General features: G+C 62.0%; 18 protein-coding genes. 12 read left to right on the top strand and 6 right to left on the bottom strand.

Annotation, left to right across the window (positions count from 1 at the left end):
- The first annotated feature begins 56 nt into the window (after positions 1-56).
- The 3 genes from JQ629_RS02670 (at position 57) to JQ629_RS02660 (ending at position 2897) form a co-directional block, all read left to right on the top strand.
- Positions 57-1118, top strand: a complete 1062-nt coding sequence (locus JQ629_RS02670) for a glycosyltransferase family 2 protein (protein WP_212410968.1) — start codon at positions 57-59, stop codon at positions 1116-1118.
- Complete coding sequence (locus JQ629_RS02665; protein ID WP_212410966.1) at positions 1115-1960, top strand: ChbG/HpnK family deacetylase; 846 nt, start codon at positions 1115-1117, stop codon at positions 1958-1960. Before JQ629_RS02670 ends, JQ629_RS02665 begins: the two co-directional genes overlap by 4 nt.
- 130 nt (positions 1961-2090) lie before the next feature.
- Positions 2091-2897 (top strand): DUF2076 domain-containing protein, encoded by an 807-nt coding sequence (locus JQ629_RS02660; protein ID WP_212410965.1) that lies wholly within the window; start codon positions 2091-2093, stop codon positions 2895-2897.
- Between the two features lie 293 nt (positions 2898-3190).
- Here the strand turns inward: JQ629_RS02660 and JQ629_RS02655 are convergent, their stop codons facing one another.
- Positions 3191-4000, bottom strand: a complete 810-nt coding sequence (locus JQ629_RS02655; protein ID WP_212410964.1) for a L,D-transpeptidase — start codon at positions 3998-4000, stop codon at positions 3191-3193.
- A gap of 308 nt (positions 4001-4308) precedes the next feature.
- On the opposite strand from JQ629_RS02655, the gene JQ629_RS02650 reads away from it, so the two are divergent.
- On the top strand, positions 4309-5094 hold the full coding sequence (locus JQ629_RS02650; RefSeq protein ID WP_212209639.1) for a protein phosphatase CheZ: 786 nt from the start codon (positions 4309-4311) through the stop codon (positions 5092-5094).
- A gap of 192 nt (positions 5095-5286) precedes the next feature.
- Here the strand turns inward: JQ629_RS02650 and JQ629_RS02645 are convergent, their stop codons facing one another.
- On the bottom strand, positions 5287-5802 hold the full coding sequence (locus JQ629_RS02645; RefSeq protein ID WP_212410963.1) for a hypothetical protein: 516 nt from the start codon (positions 5800-5802) through the stop codon (positions 5287-5289).
- Between the two features lie 353 nt (positions 5803-6155).
- Between JQ629_RS02645 and JQ629_RS02640 the strand changes: the two genes are divergently transcribed.
- The 4 genes from JQ629_RS02640 (at position 6156) to JQ629_RS02625 (ending at position 11271) form a co-directional block, all read left to right on the top strand.
- On the top strand, positions 6156-6452 hold the full coding sequence (locus tag JQ629_RS02640; protein WP_192738881.1) for a co-chaperone GroES: 297 nt from the start codon (positions 6156-6158) through the stop codon (positions 6450-6452).
- Between the two features lie 134 nt (positions 6453-6586).
- Complete coding sequence (groL, locus tag JQ629_RS02635; RefSeq protein WP_192738882.1) at positions 6587-8233, top strand: chaperonin GroEL; 1647 nt, start codon at positions 6587-6589, stop codon at positions 8231-8233.
- 123 nt (positions 8234-8356) lie between these two features.
- Positions 8357-9562, top strand: coding sequence for a hypothetical protein (locus JQ629_RS02630; protein WP_212410962.1), 1206 nt, complete (start codon positions 8357-8359; stop codon positions 9560-9562).
- Between the two features lie 170 nt (positions 9563-9732).
- Positions 9733-11271 carry a phytoene desaturase family protein gene (locus JQ629_RS02625; protein WP_212410961.1) on the top strand — a complete coding sequence of 513 codons (1539 nt, stop codon included), beginning with the start codon at positions 9733-9735 and terminating at the stop codon, positions 11269-11271.
- 868 nt (positions 11272-12139) lie between these two features.
- On the opposite strand, the gene JQ629_RS02620 is transcribed toward JQ629_RS02625, so the two are convergent.
- Positions 12140-12376: a DUF6894 family protein gene (locus JQ629_RS02620; RefSeq protein ID WP_212410960.1), complete on the bottom strand. Its 237-nt coding sequence runs from the start codon at positions 12374-12376 to the stop codon at positions 12140-12142.
- Positions 12377-13153: 777 nt separating this feature from the next.
- On the opposite strand from JQ629_RS02620, the gene JQ629_RS02615 reads away from it, so the two are divergent.
- From JQ629_RS02615 to JQ629_RS02605, 3 genes are all read left to right on the top strand, one after another.
- Positions 13154-13312, top strand: a complete 159-nt coding sequence (locus tag JQ629_RS02615; protein ID WP_249134767.1) for a response regulator — start codon at positions 13154-13156, stop codon at positions 13310-13312.
- A gap of 4 nt (positions 13313-13316) precedes the next feature.
- Entirely contained in the window at positions 13317-13487 is a 171-nt protein-coding gene (locus JQ629_RS02610) for a hypothetical protein (RefSeq protein ID WP_212410957.1), read from the top strand.
- A 473-nt stretch (positions 13488-13960) separates the two neighbouring features.
- Positions 13961-14131 carry a hypothetical protein gene (locus JQ629_RS02605; RefSeq protein ID WP_154070762.1) on the top strand — a complete coding sequence of 57 codons (171 nt, stop codon included), beginning with the start codon at positions 13961-13963 and terminating at the stop codon, positions 14129-14131.
- A gap of 326 nt (positions 14132-14457) precedes the next feature.
- On the opposite strand, the gene JQ629_RS02600 is transcribed toward JQ629_RS02605, so the two are convergent.
- The 3 genes from JQ629_RS02600 to JQ629_RS02590 are packed head-to-tail and all read right to left on the bottom strand — an operon-like array spanning position 14458 to position 15600.
- Positions 14458-14745, bottom strand: a complete 288-nt coding sequence (locus JQ629_RS02600) for an STAS domain-containing protein (protein WP_212410955.1) — start codon at positions 14743-14745, stop codon at positions 14458-14460.
- Positions 14742-14981, bottom strand: a complete 240-nt coding sequence (locus tag JQ629_RS02595) for a SulP family inorganic anion transporter (RefSeq protein ID WP_212410953.1) — start codon at positions 14979-14981, stop codon at positions 14742-14744. Before JQ629_RS02595 ends, JQ629_RS02600 begins: the two co-directional genes overlap by 4 nt.
- A 46-nt stretch (positions 14982-15027) precedes the next feature.
- Positions 15028-15600 (bottom strand): GNAT family N-acetyltransferase, encoded by a 573-nt coding sequence (locus tag JQ629_RS02590; RefSeq protein ID WP_349631203.1) that lies wholly within the window; start codon positions 15598-15600, stop codon positions 15028-15030.
- Positions 15601-15968: 368 nt separating this feature from the next.
- On the opposite strand from JQ629_RS02590, the gene JQ629_RS02585 reads away from it, so the two are divergent.
- Positions 15969-17669: a SulP family inorganic anion transporter gene (locus JQ629_RS02585; protein WP_212410951.1), complete on the top strand. Its 1701-nt coding sequence runs from the start codon at positions 15969-15971 to the stop codon at positions 17667-17669.
- The last annotated feature ends 17 nt before the right edge of the window (positions 17670-17686 follow it).

The following is a 17686-nucleotide window of genomic DNA, read 5'->3' as shown; positions in this document are numbered from 1 at the left end:
GTAGCGACAGCTTGCGACGAGTAACATATGCTGTTGTCCATGATGGAACCTGATCGATGACGCTTGGCTCTGACGTTTCCGGCCTGTCCACCACCGCGGCGAGCGCCGCGGCGCGGGGGCTGTCGATTGTCGTGCCGGTCTATAACGAGGCCGCCGGGCTCGCATTGCTGCACGAGCGGCTGATCGGCCTCGCCAGGACCTTGCGGCAGCGCTACGGCCTCGCCAGCGAAGTGGTCTATGTCGATGACGGCAGCGCCGATACCACGCTGAGCATCGCGCGCACCCTGAAGGCCGACGCGCTCGACGTTCAGGTGGTGTCGCTGTCGCGCAATTTCGGCAAGGAAGCCGCCTTGATGGCGGGGCTCGACCATGCGCGGCGCGGCGCGGTGCTGTTCATGGACGGCGACGGCCAGCATCCGCCGACCCTGGTCGAGAAGCTGGTCAGCCACTGGATCGATGACGGCTACGACGTCGTCTATACGGCAAAGGCGCATCGCGACAATGAACCGTTTCTGCGGCGTCTTGCCGTGCACGGCTTCTACGCGCTGATCAATTACGGCGCACGGCAAAAAATCCCCGAGGATGCCGGCGACTTCCGCCTGCTGTCGCCGCGCGCCGCGGCAGCGCTCAAGCAGCTGCCCGAGCGCAATCGCTTCTTCAAGGGTCTGGCGAGCTGGATCGGCTTTCGCCAGATCCGCGTCGATTACGAGCCGGCGCCGCGCGCGCACGGCGTCACCACCTTCAGCGCCGGCCGGCTGGTGGGCCTGTCGATCGAGGGGCTGACCTCGTTCTCGGTGGCGCCGTTGCGCTTTGCCAGCCTGTTCGGCGTGCTGCTCGCCGTGGGCGCCTTTCTGTTCGGCCTGACCATTCTCTGGGAAGTCTTGACCACGGGCAAGCAGGTCCCCGGCTATCCCTCGCTCGTGATCGGCCTGATGACGATCGGCGGCGTGCAGCTGATCATGATCGGCATCGTCGGCGAATATATCGGCAAGATCCTGTCGGAGCTGAAAGCGCGTCCGATCTATTTCGTCGCCGAACACTCCGAGAAGCGCGCGGACGAAACGACCACCGCAAGCGCCTCTGAACGGACCAGCCCCGAACGGACCGCCGCGGAATGAACGATGCCGCGCCGCCGCGCCGTATCTGGCTGTGCGCCGATGATTACGGGATCAGCGAGGGCGTCAATCGCGCCATTCGCGAGCTGATCGGCCAGGGCCGCCTCAATGCGACATCGGTGATGGTGGTCGGCACGGCGATCGGCCGCGGCGAGGTCACGGCGCTGCAGGACGCCGCCGCCGGCAGCCCGCGCTGCGCCATCGGCCTGCATGCGACGCTGACCGCGCCATTCCGGCCGCTGACGATGCACTTCAGGCCGACCGATGGCGGCATGTTTCTGCCGCTGCCGGCGATGCTGCGATCGGGCCTGTTGCGGCGGCTCGATCCTGAGATGATCCATGCCGAATTGATCGATCAACTGGCGGCGTTCCAGGATCTGTTCGGCCGCCCGCCGGATTTCGTCGACGCCCATCAGCATGCGCAGCTCTTCCCGCAGGTTCGCGATGCGTTTCTGCGGGCGGTGAAGCAGGCCGCGCCCGGAGCTTGGGTTCGCCAGGGCGGCCGGCTTCAGCCGCTGGCCAAACGGCTCGGCGCGCCCAAGGCGCTGCTGCTCGATGTCCTCAGCTCGCGGTTTCGCAAGCTCGCCACCCGTGCCGGTATCCCGTTCAATCCGGCCTTTGCCGGCGCCTATGATTTTTCGAAGATGCCCGATTTCGGCGTCCTGATGGGGCAATTCCTGCAGGGCATGCCGGAGGGCGGGCTCGTGATGTGTCATCCGGGCTTCGTCGACGAAACCCTCATCAGCCTCGATCCCATGACCACCCAGCGCGAAAGCGAGCACGCGTTTCTCGCCGGCGCGCAATTACCGCCGCTACTGGCAAGGAACAATGTTACACTGACTTGAGTTTGCTCAATAAAACGGCCGGTCGTTTTGTCGCATACAGAAATTTAATCTGCCCTCCCACTACTTGCGACACAAACCCCGCCCTACATCTGCCCCGCGCTTCGAGGCACCGGGCGCGATGGAGAACGCCATGACACCGCAAGAACGCCAACTGATTGACGATCTTTTCGACCGCCTTGCCAAGCTGGAGAACACCCCGCGCGATCCCGAAGCCATGTCCGCGATCATGCAGGGCCTGCGCGCTGCGCCCAATGCCGTCTATGCGCTGGTGCAGACGGCGCTGGTGCAGGACGAGGCGCTGAAGCGCGCCAACGACCGCATCCAGCAACTGGAAGGCGGACACGCGGGCGAACAGAATCAACCCGGCGGCTTCCTCGATTCGATGCGCGACACGATCTTCGGGCAGAGCCAGCCACGCGGCTCCGTACCTAACGTCCGCTCGCCCGGCATGGGCGGTCGCCCGGTCTGGAACAGCGGCGAGGTGGTGCAGCAGACCCAGGGACAACAAGGTCCCGGACAATACGGCCAGCCCGGCTACGGGCAGCAGCCTGGCTATGGTCAGCCGCAGCAGCAACCGCCGTTCGGCGGCGGTGGTGGCGGCTCGTTCCTCGGAACGGCAGCGGCAGCAGCGGCCGGCGTGGTCGGCGGATCGATGCTGCTCGGCGGTATCCGCTCGATGATGGGCGGCGGCGGCAACCAGCAGGCGGCCTTCGGCGGCGATTCCGGCGGTCATCGCGGCAGCGTTGAAGACCGGCGGCCGGGCGGCAGCGATCAATCCGGCGGCGACCTGGCGCGGGAGGCCGGCGCCAACGACATCGGCTCGTCCGGAAGTTCGCGCACGGGGCTGTTCGACAACACATCGAACGACGACAATTATGACGACATGGATCATGACTCCGACGGCTTCGACGGTGACGGCGGCGGCGACGACGACTAAGCCTGAACGACGTCACGTCTGAAAAAGAAAACGGCCGCTCGGTGGAGCGGCCGTTTTTATTTCTCTTCCTTGTCGTCCCGGCCTTGAGCCGGGACCCATAACCACCGCTGCTCGTGGTAAGCGAAGCTGTGGCAACGGACGTACACGCCAACAAACATTTGTGGCTATGGGATAAATTGCAAAACGGCCGCTCGATCGAGCGGCCGTTTGTTTTTGTCGGTTTGGTAGACTCTAATTTTGACGCGTTTTCTTTACGCGAACCGGCATCCCCACTTCGCTCGAAAACGCTATGCTCAGATGACAACGACCTTGGCGCCGACGCCGACGCGGCCGTAGAGATCGATCACGTCTTCATTGCGCATCCGGATGCAGCCGGACGAGACGTTGGTGCCGATGGTCCAGGGCTCGTTGGAGCCGTGGATGCGGTAGAGCGTCGATCCCAGATACATCGCGCGCGCGCCGAGCGGATTTTGCGGACCGCCTTCCATGTGCCGCGGCAGATCGGGACGCCGCGCCAGCATTTCGGGCGGCGGGGTCCAGGCCGGCCATTCCTTCTTCGCCGAGATCGTCTTGACGCCGGACCACGTGAAACCGGGGCGGCCGACGCCGATGCCGTAGCGCAGCGCCTTGCCGTCGCCCTGCACCAGGAACAGGAACTTGTTGGGCGTATCGACGACGATGGTGCCGACACCTTCCTTGCCGGTGTAGTCGACAACCTGCTTGTTGTACTTTGGATCGACCGGGCGCTGTGCCGGCTCGACCGCTTCTTCCTGCTGCTGACGCATCGATTGTTGCGGATCCATCGGCGGCAGGGTGCCGCGCCGGCCGCCATATCCGTAATCCGGCTGCTGCTGATAGACCGGCTGCTGTTGCTGATAGCGGCCGCCCTGCGCCGGCCCGTCGCCGAACAGGAATTCGATGAAGCCGCCGCCCATTTGCGAACGTTCGGCATAAGCGGTGCGTACCGGCGCAGGCTGCGCGGGCTGATTGGCGTAGATCACGGTAGGTTCGGCGAGCGGAGAGGCGTCGATCGCCGAGGCAGAATCGGAGAAGCCAAGGCACGACACGCCCGCAAGGAGCGCGAGAGACATTTTTCTGAACATCGACGTACTCTGTACTGTTTCGTCACTGTTAGCGTTTGGCGACGCCTGAGCGGCGCCGTTGCACGTGGTCAATAAAGGGTCAAAACCACATCGGTTTGGTAAACAGGAACGGCGTTTCGATTCACCACGTCGCCGATTGCGCGCTGATTTGTCCGGTAGCGTTTATTTTGGGTGAACGCCGGGCACGCATGGTTAATCCCTGGTGTGCGCCTCGCGGAAGACTACGTCGCGATGTGTTCCCCGCGTGAACCTCACGTTAAATCGCATCTGCCTAAAACAGGTCACGGAGTAAGGGGTGGGAATACATCATGTCGGTTAGTCGCAAACGTTTTCGTATCGAACAGGCCATTTTGGGCGATGTGCCAATACCGGTGTCCGCGGCTGCCGAAGGCGGCGACATCGGCCCGATGCATCGCGAGATCATGAGCGAGCTGCGCTCGATCCGCGCCCAGATGGCCGCGGGCGGTCAAGGCCGCTCCGTCGTGACTGAATCGGCGGAAGCGTCGGTGGCGCGCGAGGTTGCCGAAGCCCAGGCGCTGCTGGAAACCTATCGTGCCCAGATCGAGCAGTGCGAAAAGCTCAAGGTCGAACTCGACCTCATTCACGACGCCATCAACCGCACCAAGCGCGAAATCGCAACGCTGCACGGCAAGAGCTTTGACGGCGGCGAAATGGCCAAGGTCAATGGTGAACTCGGCGCCGTCGTCGGCGGTACCGAGCAGGCCACGCAGCAGATTCTCGAAGCCACCGAGGCGATCGACCAGGCGGCGACCGCGCTGTCCAAGAACACTTCGCCGGACCAGCAGAAGCTGCTCAGCGAGGAAATCCAGGAACGCGTCATCGCGATCTTCGAAGCCTGCAACTTCCAGGATCTCACCGGTCAGCGCATCAGCAAGGTGATGACCACGATGAAGTTCATCGAAAACCACATCAACGTCATGATGGACATCTGGGGTGGCGTCGACGCGCTGAAGGCGCACGCGACCCCGATCGTCGACACCCGTGAAGGCGACGCCAAGCTGCTCAACGGTCCGAAGCTCGACGGCGACGTCGGCCATGCCTCGCAGGACGACATCGACGCGCTGTTCGATTGATTGAGCTGGTTAACACAGACTAAATAAAAACGCCGGCTTCAAGCCGGCGTTTTTTTTGTTGAACTCGTCATTGCGAGCGAAGCGAAGCAATCCATCGCGCCACGTGTGGAGACATGGATTGCTTCGTCGCTGCGCTCCCTTGCGCAAACGCTTCGCGTTTGTCGCAGGCAATGACGGAACTATTCGGTCGGCTCAGGCGCGCGGCGCGCAGCGGACGTAGACCATGTTGCCGTAACGGACCCCGGCATCCTTGTCGACGAAGCGGGTCACCAGAACGCGGCCATCGAACGAGACGATCTCGCGGTCCTGCTCGCCCGGGGTCGGTCCGGCCGGGCCGATATAATTCTTGCCGCTCGGAGAGCCCTTGAGGCGCAGTTCCTGCGGGGTCGCCTGGTCGGCCAGATGCATGACCACGCCCCCGGAGGTGCCGGCGGTGATCACATAAGGCTGCCGGCACTGATCGCGGGCCATCTTTTCAGTGCGGGCCCGGTCGTTCGGATTCTGGTACGAGGCGAGACCCCAGCGACCGACGATCTCGTCGGAGCGGATGCTCGCCGGCATGTCGGGAGCCACGCCCGGCTCGGGCGGAGGCGCGGAACTTGATGACAGCGACGGCAGGCTCATGCTGCTGCACGCCCCCAGGAGTATCGTGAGCGCTGAAGCGATCGCCAGATTGGCAACCACGCGCGCATTACCGGACCCGATCATCGCATTCCCCCAAACAAGTTTTTGGCCGCACCCGTCCTGCAGCCAACCGTAAAACACGTGCCGGAGCAATGACGTCCATCAAATTACGCCGTCGCTCCGATTTGGTTTCTCAGGGAGCATCCTATATTGGCCTCACCAAGGCCTTAACCTTTTTTGGGCCTTAACCCCCCTTGCTTGACAGGATCGGCGCCAAGCCATATTCCCCGGGCCACACATTAGCACTCAAATGCGACGATTGCTAAGCCAAGTAAGGAGTTTGGCCGTCCCGCCCGGGACGGAGTCGAATACCCGGCATTAGCAGCCATTTTGATGGCAATCAGACCTGAAACCAAGCCTTCCAAAGAGGAAACCTCATGGCCAAATCCAAATTCCGCCCGTTGCATGACCGCGTCGTGGTCAAGCGTATCGACGCCGAAGAGAAGACCAAGGGCGGCATCATCATTCCCGACAGCGCCAAGGAAAAGCCCTCGCAGGGCGAAATCACGGCCGTCGGCCCGGGCGGCCGGGACGAAGCCGGCAAGCTGATCCCGATCGACCTCAAGGTCGGCGACCGCGTGCTGTTCGGCAAATGGTCGGGCACCGAGGTCAAGCTCGACGGTGAGGAACTCCTCATCATGAAGGAATCCGACATCATGGGCGTGCTGGTCTAAGCACCGCCTCCCTCACCCTGAGGAGGCAGCGAAGCTGCCGTCTCGAAGGGCCCGACATTCACAAACTCATCCTTCGAGACGCGGCCAAGTGGCCGCTCCTCAGGATGAGGGTTCATTTTCAGGAGTAGATCCAAATGGCTGCCAAAGACGTTAAATTCGCCGGAGACGCCCGCGACCGCATGCTGCGCGGCGTCGATATCCTCGCCAACGCCGTGAAGGTGACGCTCGGCCCGAAGGGCCGCAATGTCGTGATCGACAAGAGCTTCGGCGCCCCGCGCATCACCAAGGACGGCGTTACCGTCGCCAAGGAGATCGAACTCGAGGACAAGTTCGAGAACATGGGCGCGCAGATGCTGCGCGAAGTCGCCTCCAAGACGAACGACACCGCCGGTGACGGCACCACCACCGCGACCGTGCTCGCCCAGGCGATCGTGCGCGAAGGCGCCAAGTCGGTTGCCGCCGGCATGAACCCGATGGATCTGAAGCGCGGCATCGACATCGCGGTGCTGGCCGTGGTCAAGGACATCGAAAAGCGCGCCAAGCCGGTCGCCTCCTCCGCCGAAGTCGCCCAGGTCGGCACCATCTCGGCCAATGGCGATGCCGCCATCGGCAAGATGATCGCGCAGGCGATGCAGAAGGTCGGCAATGAAGGCGTCATTACCGTCGAGGAAAACAAGTCGCTCGAGACCGAAGTCGACATCGTCGAGGGCATGAAGTTCGACCGCGGCTATCTGTCGCCCTACTTCATCACCAACGCGGAAAAGATGACCGCCGAGCTCGAGGACGTCTACGTGCTGCTGCACGAGAAGAAGCTCTCCGGCCTGCAGGCGATGCTGCCGGTGCTGGAAGCCGTGGTGCAGTCCGGCCGCCCGCTGCTGATCATCGCCGAGGACGTCGAGGGCGAGGCGCTGGCGACGCTGGTGGTCAACCGCCTGCGCGGCGGACTGAAGGTCGCCGCCGTCAAGGCGCCTGGCTTCGGCGATCGCCGCAAGGCGATGCTGGAAGACATCGCGATCCTGACCGGCGGTCAGCTGATCTCCGATGAGCTCGGCATGAAGCTGGAAAGCGTCACCGTCAACATGCTCGGCCGCGCCAAGAAGGTGGTGATCGACAAGGAGAACACCACCATCGTCAACGGCGCCGGCAAGAAGCCGGCGATCGAAGCCCGCGTCAGCCAGATCAAGGCGCAGATCGAGGAAACCACCTCGGACTACGACCGTGAGAAGCTGCAGGAGCGCCTTGCCAAGCTCGCCGGCGGCGTCGCGGTGATCCGCGTCGGCGGTGCGACCGAGATCGAGGTCAAGGAGAAGAAGGACCGTGTCGAGGACGCGCTCAACGCAACCCGCGCGGCCGTGCAGGAAGGCATCGTGCCGGGCGGCGGCGTGGCGCTGCTGCGCGCCAAGAAGGCGGTCGGCCGCATCCAGAACGACAATTCCGACGTTCAGGCCGGCATCAACATCGTGCTGAAGGCGCTGGAAGCTCCGGTTCGCCAGATCTCGGAGAACGCCGGTGTCGAGGGCTCGATCGTGGTCGGCAAGATCCTCGAGAACAAGTCCGAGACCTTCGGCTTCGACGCCCAGACCGAGCAGTATGTCGACATGGTCGACAAGGGCATCATCGACCCGGCCAAGGTGGTGCGCACCGCCCTGCAGGACGCTTCCTCCGTCGCCGGCCTGCTGGTGACCACCGAAGCCATGGTCGCCGAACTGCCGAAGGAGCCGGCCCCGCCGATGCCCGGCGGTGGCGGCGGCATGGGTGGAATGGGCGGCATGGGCTTCTAAGCCCCGCCGACCAATGCCAACAATCATAGAAGGCCGCCTCCGGGCGGCCTTCTTTTTTTGGCGAAATGAATGGGAGGTTTGCTACTTACGACGAACGCTGATTCTCTCCCCTGAGGAATTCCAATGCGCGCACTCGTGCTCTGCCTGTTCGGTCTGGCGACGGTCTCCTCGGACCTGGCCTTGGCCCAGATGAAACTCCCCTCCAAGGCAGCGCCGGCACCCGGCGGCAGCGAAATCAGGTATTTCACCTCGATCGACGGATTGATGAACGGCAACGCCGACGTCGTCCTCAAGGAGATCCGCCAGGGCAAAACCGTCACCGCGGCCGTGCTCGACGTCTGCTACCCCGTCGAAAAAGGCTCCGACCGCAAGGACCGCTTCGTCGCCAACCTCACCGTCAGCGGGGCGAACCTGACCGGCTCGACGCAAAGCATCGGCGACAAGCTGCCGGTCACCGTGAACCTCGCGCGCAAGGCCAGCGCCGACGGCTTCGAATTCCGCGGCCGGATCACCATCGGTCAGGCGGTGACGGAAGTGGCCTCGACCGACAATTCCGATCTCAGCGAGAAGGAGTTTTTGGACAACCAGACCACCGATGACGGCATCACGCCGGCGCCGAAGGATTTCACCGAGGTGTCACCGGAATCGATCGGCGTGCGGATAAAGCTGGATGCGGCGCTGGATTTCCTCAAGAGCCTGAAGGGCCAGGAGGTGGAGCTCGGCCTGAGCAGCCTCTCGATTTCCTGCGACGCGCTCCGCGCCGGCGAGCAGACCATCAATCTCACCGCCGATCCGGAGCGGTCAGCGGCGCTGATCGCCAAGGCCAGGTCGACACCGGGCGTGGTCACCGCGGGATGGACCACCGGCATCGTCGAGATGGACCGCACCATCCGTTTTGCCGCCGCCGACTGGCGCGATGGCGACAAGATCAACAAGGACAAGATCGCCGCCGCAGTATCCGCGGTGCTGACGAAGACGCTCGCGGCCAAGGCGGCGGGTGCGGCGTGGAACGCCAACACCGGCAAGCTGACACTGACCTTCAAGCGGCCGAGCGAGATCTATCCGGCGCTCGGTCTCACCGACAGCATCGAGGTCACCGCGCTCGTCTCGCCCGACAAACCCGGCGCATCGGACCGGCTGATGCTGTGGATCTCGAGCCCGGTGACATCGACGATCGACGAAGGCGCAGGTCCCAAGCTGAACCTTTCCGAAGGCGCCGGCGGCGAGGAGGAAGGCGGCGAGCCGGAGGACGACAATGGTTCGGTCGAAGCCCTCGCCAGGGAGTTCAAGGGTCAGCGCTGGGACGTCGACAAAGCGGCCTGGAAATAGCGGTTTTCCGGCCGTTCCCTTCTCGATTGGTTCTAATCGGCTTGTGGTCCTCTTCCAATCTTTTGAGGCAGCCTCCCGCGCACCGCTCCATGCCGCCAGCGCATTTGACATGCCGCAGCCGAGCGGCAATGAACAATCCGTCCGTCATGGGTTTCAGGATTCCAGGCTGAATGGCGCGTTATGATGTCGTAATTGTCGGCGCCGGCCTTGGCGGCCTCACGGCCGGAGCGATCCTGGCACGCGCCGGCCGCAAGGTTCTGGTGGTCGAGCGCAGCAATTCCGTCGGCGGTGCGGCGTCGAGCTACAAATCCGGCGAGCTCTTTGTCGAGGGATCGCTGCACGAGACCAGCGACCCGCACGACCCGCGCGACCCCAAACATGACGTGCTGACGCGTGCCGGCGTGATCGACGCCGTCAAATGGATTCCGTCCGGCGCGTTTTACCAGGCGCGCGGCGGCCCGCTCGATCAGCCGTTCCTGATGCCCGACGATTTCGACGCCGCGCGCCGTGCCTTGACCGAGCGCTTCCCGGAGGCGCGCCGCGGCATCGAGCAGCTGCTCGGCGAGATGGCGCGGATCGCGTCCGCGATGGCCACGATCTCGCAAGGCAGGGAGGCGCTGAAAAATCCGCGGCAGGCGTTGCGCGCGCTGTCCGGCCTGATCCCGATCGTGCGCGACTGGCCGTTGTCGCTTTCGAAAAAGCTCGACCGCGTATTCGGCGACAATGAAGCCGTCAAATGCGCCCTCGCCGCCAACCTGTCCTATTTCCACGACGACCCCGCCACGCTGTGGTGGATCTATTTCGCGATGGCGCAGGGCAGCTATCTGCAGAGCGGCGGCCGCTACGTGCAGGGCGGCTCGCAGCGGCTCTCCAGCGCGCTCGCCCGCGCCATCAAGGTGGCCGGCGGCGAAGTGCTGGTGCGCCGTGTCGTCAGCTCGATTGCGCTCGGCGACGGCGCCAAGTCCATCACCCACACCGCCAAGGACGGCAGCGATCCGAGGACCGTGCAATGCGCACAGATCATCGGTAACGCCGCGCCCGCGGCGCTCGAACCCCTGATGCAGGCGGACGCCGCCGAACAGCTGAACCAAAGTTACGCCCGGCAGGCGCCCTCGACCTCGCTGTTCGCGCTGACGCTGGGTCTAAAAAGACCGCCGCGCGAATTCGGGATCGCCGCCTATTCCACGCAATTGCTGCCGCCCTGGATGAAGCGATTGACCGACTACGCGCAAGGCGCCGCGCTGATGGCGGAAGAGCCCGGCGAGCGCATGCCGCCGATGTCGGTGGTGGACTATGCCGCGATCGATTCCGGCGTGCCGGCGCCGCCCTATGTGCTCTCGATCCTCGGCCCCGATTTGCTGTCGAACTGGGACGCCTCCGACATGGACGCCTATCGCGAGAAGCGCGGGCGCTGGCAGGAGGCGATCGTGCGCTATCTCGCCTCGATCTATCCGGGGCTTTCGGAAGCCGTCGTCGCGTCCTCGTTCAACAGCGCGCTGTCGGTGCGGCAGTATCTCAACGCGCCCGACGGCGCGGTTTACGGATTTGCGCCGACCCCGCCGCCGACGATCTGGAGCAACCCGTTCCGCTCGCCGCGCACGGCGATATCAGGCCTGTATCTGGCATCCGCCTATGCCGGCTTCGGCGGCTACACCGGCGTCGTGCAATCGGCCGGCGTCTGCGCCGACATGATCTTGCGCGAGACGTAAAATCCTACAAGAACAATTTCTGTCAATCGGAAATTTATTGAGAGCGACCGATGCAGCGCTGTAGAGCGGATCACCCGACTTGTCCGCGGTAGCTCAAGAGCGAAAGCGGAAGCCGTCGTCCGCCACTTCGTCTTTCGTTCTGACGAAACCACCGCCAGAGAACAAGCCAAGCAGTTCTTCGACGGTCACGACGCGGCACCGAAATAAAAACGGCCCCAGCGCGGGGGAGTGACCGAGCCGGGGCCATCTTGGGCGAACGTCGCGGTCGGCGGCCGGCGCGGCGTTCGACGATAAACCGAGCACATACATCTCCGCCCCGCTGTGCAAAATTGCTCATTGACACTGATTCAAGTCGCAATGTCCCCAGCAATTCCGGAACCGTATACAACTTGAACGATTAGACCCGTATCGCCGCAATGCCTTTGGCAGTTACCGGTGACTGAGAGTGTTGTGCTCCCGCCTGATTGCAGCGCGGGAGCTTCATGCCGCAAAACATTTCCTCGACCACCCACAGACCCTTTCCAAATTGCCCGAACTGCTGGAAGCCCATGAGGTCGGTGCGGGCAAAAATTGGCGGCGCAGCATTCCTGTGCGCGCACTGCGATCAGCACTACAATCTGCCCTACGTACTAAGGCTTCTCTTTCGCGACAAATTGCCCGAGACGGGCGGATAAATGATGGTGCGTATCAGCAGCAGAACATGGACATTGGCTCAAATCGAGCACCTGACGGCGCTTATCGCCGCCGGATCAACCGCTGAGAATGCGGCCCTTGTGCTGAGGCGCTCGGTAATGGTCATTCGAGCGAAGGCCCGAAATCTCGGGATTCCTTTCGCTAAATAAACGCCACCGCAAACGATGCCTCGGTTTTATTGGGTCGGGTTTTCGTATGAAGGCCTGGAATATACCGGCACGCTGCCAATCTCCCGTCCCGCATCATTGATTATCGCGATGCGTCGTTCAGGATCGTCCTCGGGCTTATCGAGTGAAACGCCTACGGCGAGCACCGTCGCCCTGATGATTGCAGCGGTATCGTCATCGCAAACAAAGCCTGATGAATCAAAAAGCCTGTGGCCGTTCTTAACATCAAAAAAGTAGCGGGGCATTGGCAACCTCCAGATTAGCAAGCGGCTGCAGACAGCATTGTTCCGATATCGGGCCGCGCCCCGGTCTGGGGAACGCCCCACCACTGAAAACGTTTGCTCGTATCACCGCATTTTGGGGCACCTACCGGTGAGAAAGTGCTTCAGACTCCCACCCATCACGGAGCGTGGCACATGACCAATCCAGCACAACAATACCGGCTCAAGGCTCTAGCGTGCGAGAAGCTTGGGCGAGAGGCGACCGACCCTGATACTCGGGCCGCTTGGGCCGAGATTGCAATTGAATGGCACGCCCTCGCCAGCCGAACGAGTTCGGGGGAATCGCGTTAAGAAATAAAGCAAGGTCAGCGCCTCAAGTGGCCCAATAGCTTTATGAGAGGCCGCCCCAAATGGCGGCCTCTTTCATTTTCCACCATCGCGCTGCGACGGTGCCGTTGATCTTGCTGCCGGTGCTGATTGCCCCCTTTGGTCCGCGCGCGTCGCTATCCCCGCGCGGCCTGTGCACTCCAATTTGCTGCACCTGCCCTGGACCGAACGGCGGACGTGAAGAAGTTGGCAGCACGCCTACCTGACCCGTAACGACTCCGGCCAATATTCCTGGATGTGAGCTGTTTTGACCAGCGGTTTGGTATTGCGACGCGGCATGATGGTTTACCGACAACTGAGAACGTTGCACTTCCGCCGGATGCAGGGACGCATCACATGCCCCAACCTCACGCCCGTGCAGAACCGTCGCTAATTCCTATCGAGCGGCCCCGCTGCCCAAAGTGCTCCAACCGAATGATGTTGGCCAGAATCAGCCCGGCCTCCGAGAGCTACGACAGCCGGACCTTTGTGTGCACCAAGTGCGATCACACGCAGACGCGCACCGTCGCGCGCGATCCGATGAAGTCGGAGACGGCAGGCTGGCAATACAGCGAACTGAAGGCTCCGGAGTAAAGCCATGCAGCGCCACGAGTTCGATTACAGCACGACACTTGAAGAACGCCTGATCGATCTGGCTCGCAAAGTTCGAGCGGACATGGAAACGCTTCCGCCTTGCAAGCGACGCGACGATCTAATTCAGCAGCTCCGGGAGGTAGAGGCGGGCGTTGAATGGAACCCGTTTCGTTGACCGACGCATTGGCCCCGCCAGACGAATCGCCTTCGCTCGCCTGTGAGCAATGCGGCGAGCCCATGAAGCATTTGACTGATCTTCGCGGCCTTGGACCCCATCCAGCCGCGAGGATATTCCGCTGCTATGGCTGCAACAACGTCAGTTCGGAACCCGGATAGGCCGCCTCAGTTGGCGGCCTCTTCGAGCAAGCGCCGGAGCGGAAGTTCCAGCTTCGGCCCGGCTTGTTTCTATGGTACCATGGTTTATGGCAAAGACAGGCGTGGTACCAAAGAAAAAACGGGGGCCGCCGCCGACTGGCAAGGGCGTTCAAGTTGGCGAGCGCTGGCACCCTTCCGAACTGGTCGCAATTGATGCCTGGATTGCATCGTCATCCGACAAAACGCTGACCCGAGCGCACGCCATCCGCCGCCTGGTGGCACTGGGCCTAAAGGCGAAGGCGAAATAGGAATCGACAACACTCCGAGGGCAACATGATTTCAGTTTTGATTGGGGTCTTGATTATCGTCGTCGTCGGCGCAATCTGCTTTTGGGCGATCGACAAGTTCGCTACCGACGGCCGACTGGCAAATCTGCTCAAGTTGCTCGTGGTGCTCGTTTGCCTCGGCGCGATTGTGCAACGAGTGCTGCCGCTGACCTATTAGCAATGCCCAGAGCTCGTAGAGTTGGGGCCGAAGGCGAAAGGGAAATGAATGCCGGCGCGGCCTAGTCACATTCCGCACGCTACGGAGCGCACCGCGTTACAAAAGATGAGCCCTACGCGCGGGCTTCGGCCAGAACAGATGCATCCGGCAGGAAAGCAAGTTATTGCGGGAATGTTCGCGAAAGGCTGGATTGAAAAACAACCAGACGGCCGATCGTACTGCATCACGCCGGCAGGCGACGAGGCTTTAAGAGCCATCATCCCTGGACCATAGGCGGATTAGCCGAAGGCGCAATCGGCCACTTTGTCGTTGGTTCGGACGGCGGATTACGCTGTCGCTAATCCGGCCTGCGCGCTGTTGAAGGCCGCAACTGCAGCCTCGGCACTCACAAAAATCATATCCCTGCCCATTCGATCAGCGAGACCAGCCTGTTCAACCATGAGCAGCGAACGACTGTTCAGATCGGCTATACCAAAAGCCACGCCGCGCTCCCTCAAAAGGATCTGCAACTCTTCCAGCTTTGCTACGCCTGCACTGTCGAGCAAGTTGATGGCCTCGGCGTCTAGAACAAGCCACCTGCTGTCGTCACCCAAGGCATCCGCAATCTCGATCACCTGACGCTTAACGTAATCGGCGTTGAAGAAGATGAGTGCACGACCAGGGCCAGGATGGTAGCGAAAAACCCCATTTCAGTCGGCAACCCAGCGATTGCCGGATAAGCGATCGCCGAGGGGAGCGATACTGCTGCTACGGACAAACCGGCAGCGAAATCTAACTTGAGCCAAGGGCGTCGATAATCAAGCAGTTGCGCCAGGATTGGAAGCTTTGCCGAACGAATTGAGACTGCCATGACACTGACCTTGATACGGCGCGCGCGGTAGGTTGAACTCCCGCATTTAAGAGAGCTGGAGCGTCACATGCACTATGTTGGCCTTTCGTCTCGTCGTCGGGTGCAATCCGCTTTTCTTGAACACTTCCAGCATTGCAGTGTTCTCCGGCAGAACTTCAGCGATGAATTCCTTGAGCCCGGCATCCCGGGCGATCGTGGCAAGATGACGCATCAGTGCTGCGCCGATCCCTTGCCCCTGGTACTCGTCGATCAAGGCGAAGGCCACCTCAGCACGACCAGGGTCAAGGACGATGTAGCGGCCAGCACCTACGATGTGGGGTCCTCCGCCTTCTTGTGCGACGACGACCAAAGCGACCTGGCTGACAAAGTCGATGTCCGAGAAGAACTCCAATTCCTGTTCGGAAAAATGGCGTCTTACCGAAAAGAAACGGCGGCGGAGAGACTCGGCGCTAGCACGGCTGACGGCTTGTTCAAGGCCGTTCCGATCCTCGTGCCTGAGCGCGCGGATTTCAACGCGGCGTCCATCGCGCAGTGTCTCAATCGCTGAAAATTTAGATGCTTCCGACATAGGTGAACGCCCTTCACACGACACGCCGGGCGAGACGGCCGCGATCAGCAACCGGACATCACAGCCTCCATTGCTCCCCGTGGGGAGCACGCCAAGAGTACCAAGCTTATTCGATGAAGATCAAGCAAAGCCCGACGTCGCCGGCTCCTGCTCTCCGGCTGCGACATACCCGAGAACGCAAGCGCTATCCATTCACTGTATCGGGCATGAGCGTCGGCTTCACGATCGGAGCCGCGACAACCAAGCTGACCGGACAGGTGCGCGTCGCCTTCGCAGTGCGGTAGGGCCACAAACCTGACCCAACTGGTTGCCCCGGTTACGCTGACGTCGCATCAAGCTGCAGTGCGAAACTCCGTACAAATTGTCATGAGCGCAAATTGGGCTTAGCGTTTCAAAACTCGCTCGAGGGGTGACAACCAATGGCGGGACGAGTCGACTGGTTACGCTGGCTGCCAGGGGTGCGCACGCTGCATCAATACAACGCGGCGTGGCTGCAGCAGGACGTATTTGCTGGGCTTGTGCTGGCTTCGATGCTGGTGCCCGTTGGTATTGCCTACGCAGTGGCCTCTGGTTTGCCGGGAATATATGGGCTCTACGCAACGATCATACCGCTGCTGGCTTATGCTGTGTTCGGGCCCAGCCGCATCCTGGTCCTGGGACCGGACTCGGCCCTGGCCCCCATCATCCTCAGTGTCGTACTTCCATTGTCCGGTGGAGACGCCGGACGCGCTGTGGTGTTGGCCGGCATGATGGCTATCGTTTCGGGGGCCGCATGCATCCTGGCAGGTGTGGCGCGCTTCGGCTTCGTCACCGAACTTCTTTCGAAGCCCATACGGTACGGCTACATGAACGGAATTGCGTTGACGGTATTGATCAGCCAACTCCCCAAGCTGTTCGGCTTCTCCATCGAGAGCGACGGCCCGATCAGAAGCTTATGGGCCATCGCTCAGGCGATATTTGAGGGAAAAACGAACTGGACAGCGTTTCTGATAGGTGCGGGCACGCTGGCGGTGATCCTGCTTCTGAAGGGCAGCAAGCGCTTACCTGGAATTCTGATTGCAGTCGTCGCGGCAACCGCCATCGTTGCTGCGCTGGACCTCGCTGCGCGTAGCGGCGTCGCGGTTCTGGGTCCCCTTCCGCAGGGGCTACCGTCATTCGCGATCCCTTTAATTGCCCAGTCGGACATCGTCCCAGTGCTTATCGGAGGCTGCGCCGCAGCCCTGGTGTCGTTCGCCGACACCAGCGTGCTCTCGCGGGTTTACGCTGCACGAACTGGTTCCAAGATCGATCCCAACCAGGAACTGATCGGGCTCGGCGCCGCCAATTTGGCCTCCGGATTTTTTCAGGGCTTCGCGATCAGCAGCAGCAGTTCACGCACTCCCGTGGCCGAAGCCGCCGGTGCGCGCACGCAATTGACTTGCGTCGTCGGCGCACTGGCCATTACCCTCCTGCTCCTGGTGGCGCCTAACCTGCTTCAGCATTTGCCCACGACAGCATTGGCCGCTGTCGTGATAGCTGCGGCGATCGGATTGATCGAAACTGCCGACCTGGGCCGGATCTATCGCATCCAGCAATGGGAATTCTGGCTCTCGATCGTGTGTTTCGTCGGCGTGGCCGTGCTCGGCGTCATTCCGGGAATAGGTGTGGCCATCGCCGTCGCAATCATCGAGTTCCTATGGGATGGCTGGCGCCCATACTCTGCAGTGTTAGGCCGGCCTCACGGTGTCGAGGGCTATCATGATGTCACGCGCTTTCCGGATGCGCGCCGGATTCCCGGCCTGGTTCTGTTTCGATGGGACGCGCCGTTGTTCTTCGCGAATGCCGAACTGTTCAAGGAGCGCGTCCTGGATGCGGTGGCGCAATCGCCTACGTCCGTGCGCTGGTTTGTCGTGGCAGCAGAACCCGTAACCAGCGTAGATGTGACCTCCGCCGATGTGCTCGTCGAGTTGCATGAAACACTGCGCGACAAAGGCATAGAACTGGGTTTTGCCGAGCTCAAGGATCCAGTCAAAGACAAGCTGAAGCGTTTCGGGCTGTTCGCACATCTTGGCGAACAGTCGTTCTTTCCGACCATTGAGGCAGCTATCGCCCGCTACCGGGAAACGCATCAGGTCGATTGACTGAAGCTTGACGATGC

It is taken from the genome of Bradyrhizobium sp. AUGA SZCCT0222 (assembly GCF_018130205.1).
Classification (GTDB): Bacteria; Pseudomonadota; Alphaproteobacteria; order Rhizobiales; family Xanthobacteraceae; genus Bradyrhizobium.
This window is presented reverse-complemented; position numbering and strand designations above follow the sequence as displayed.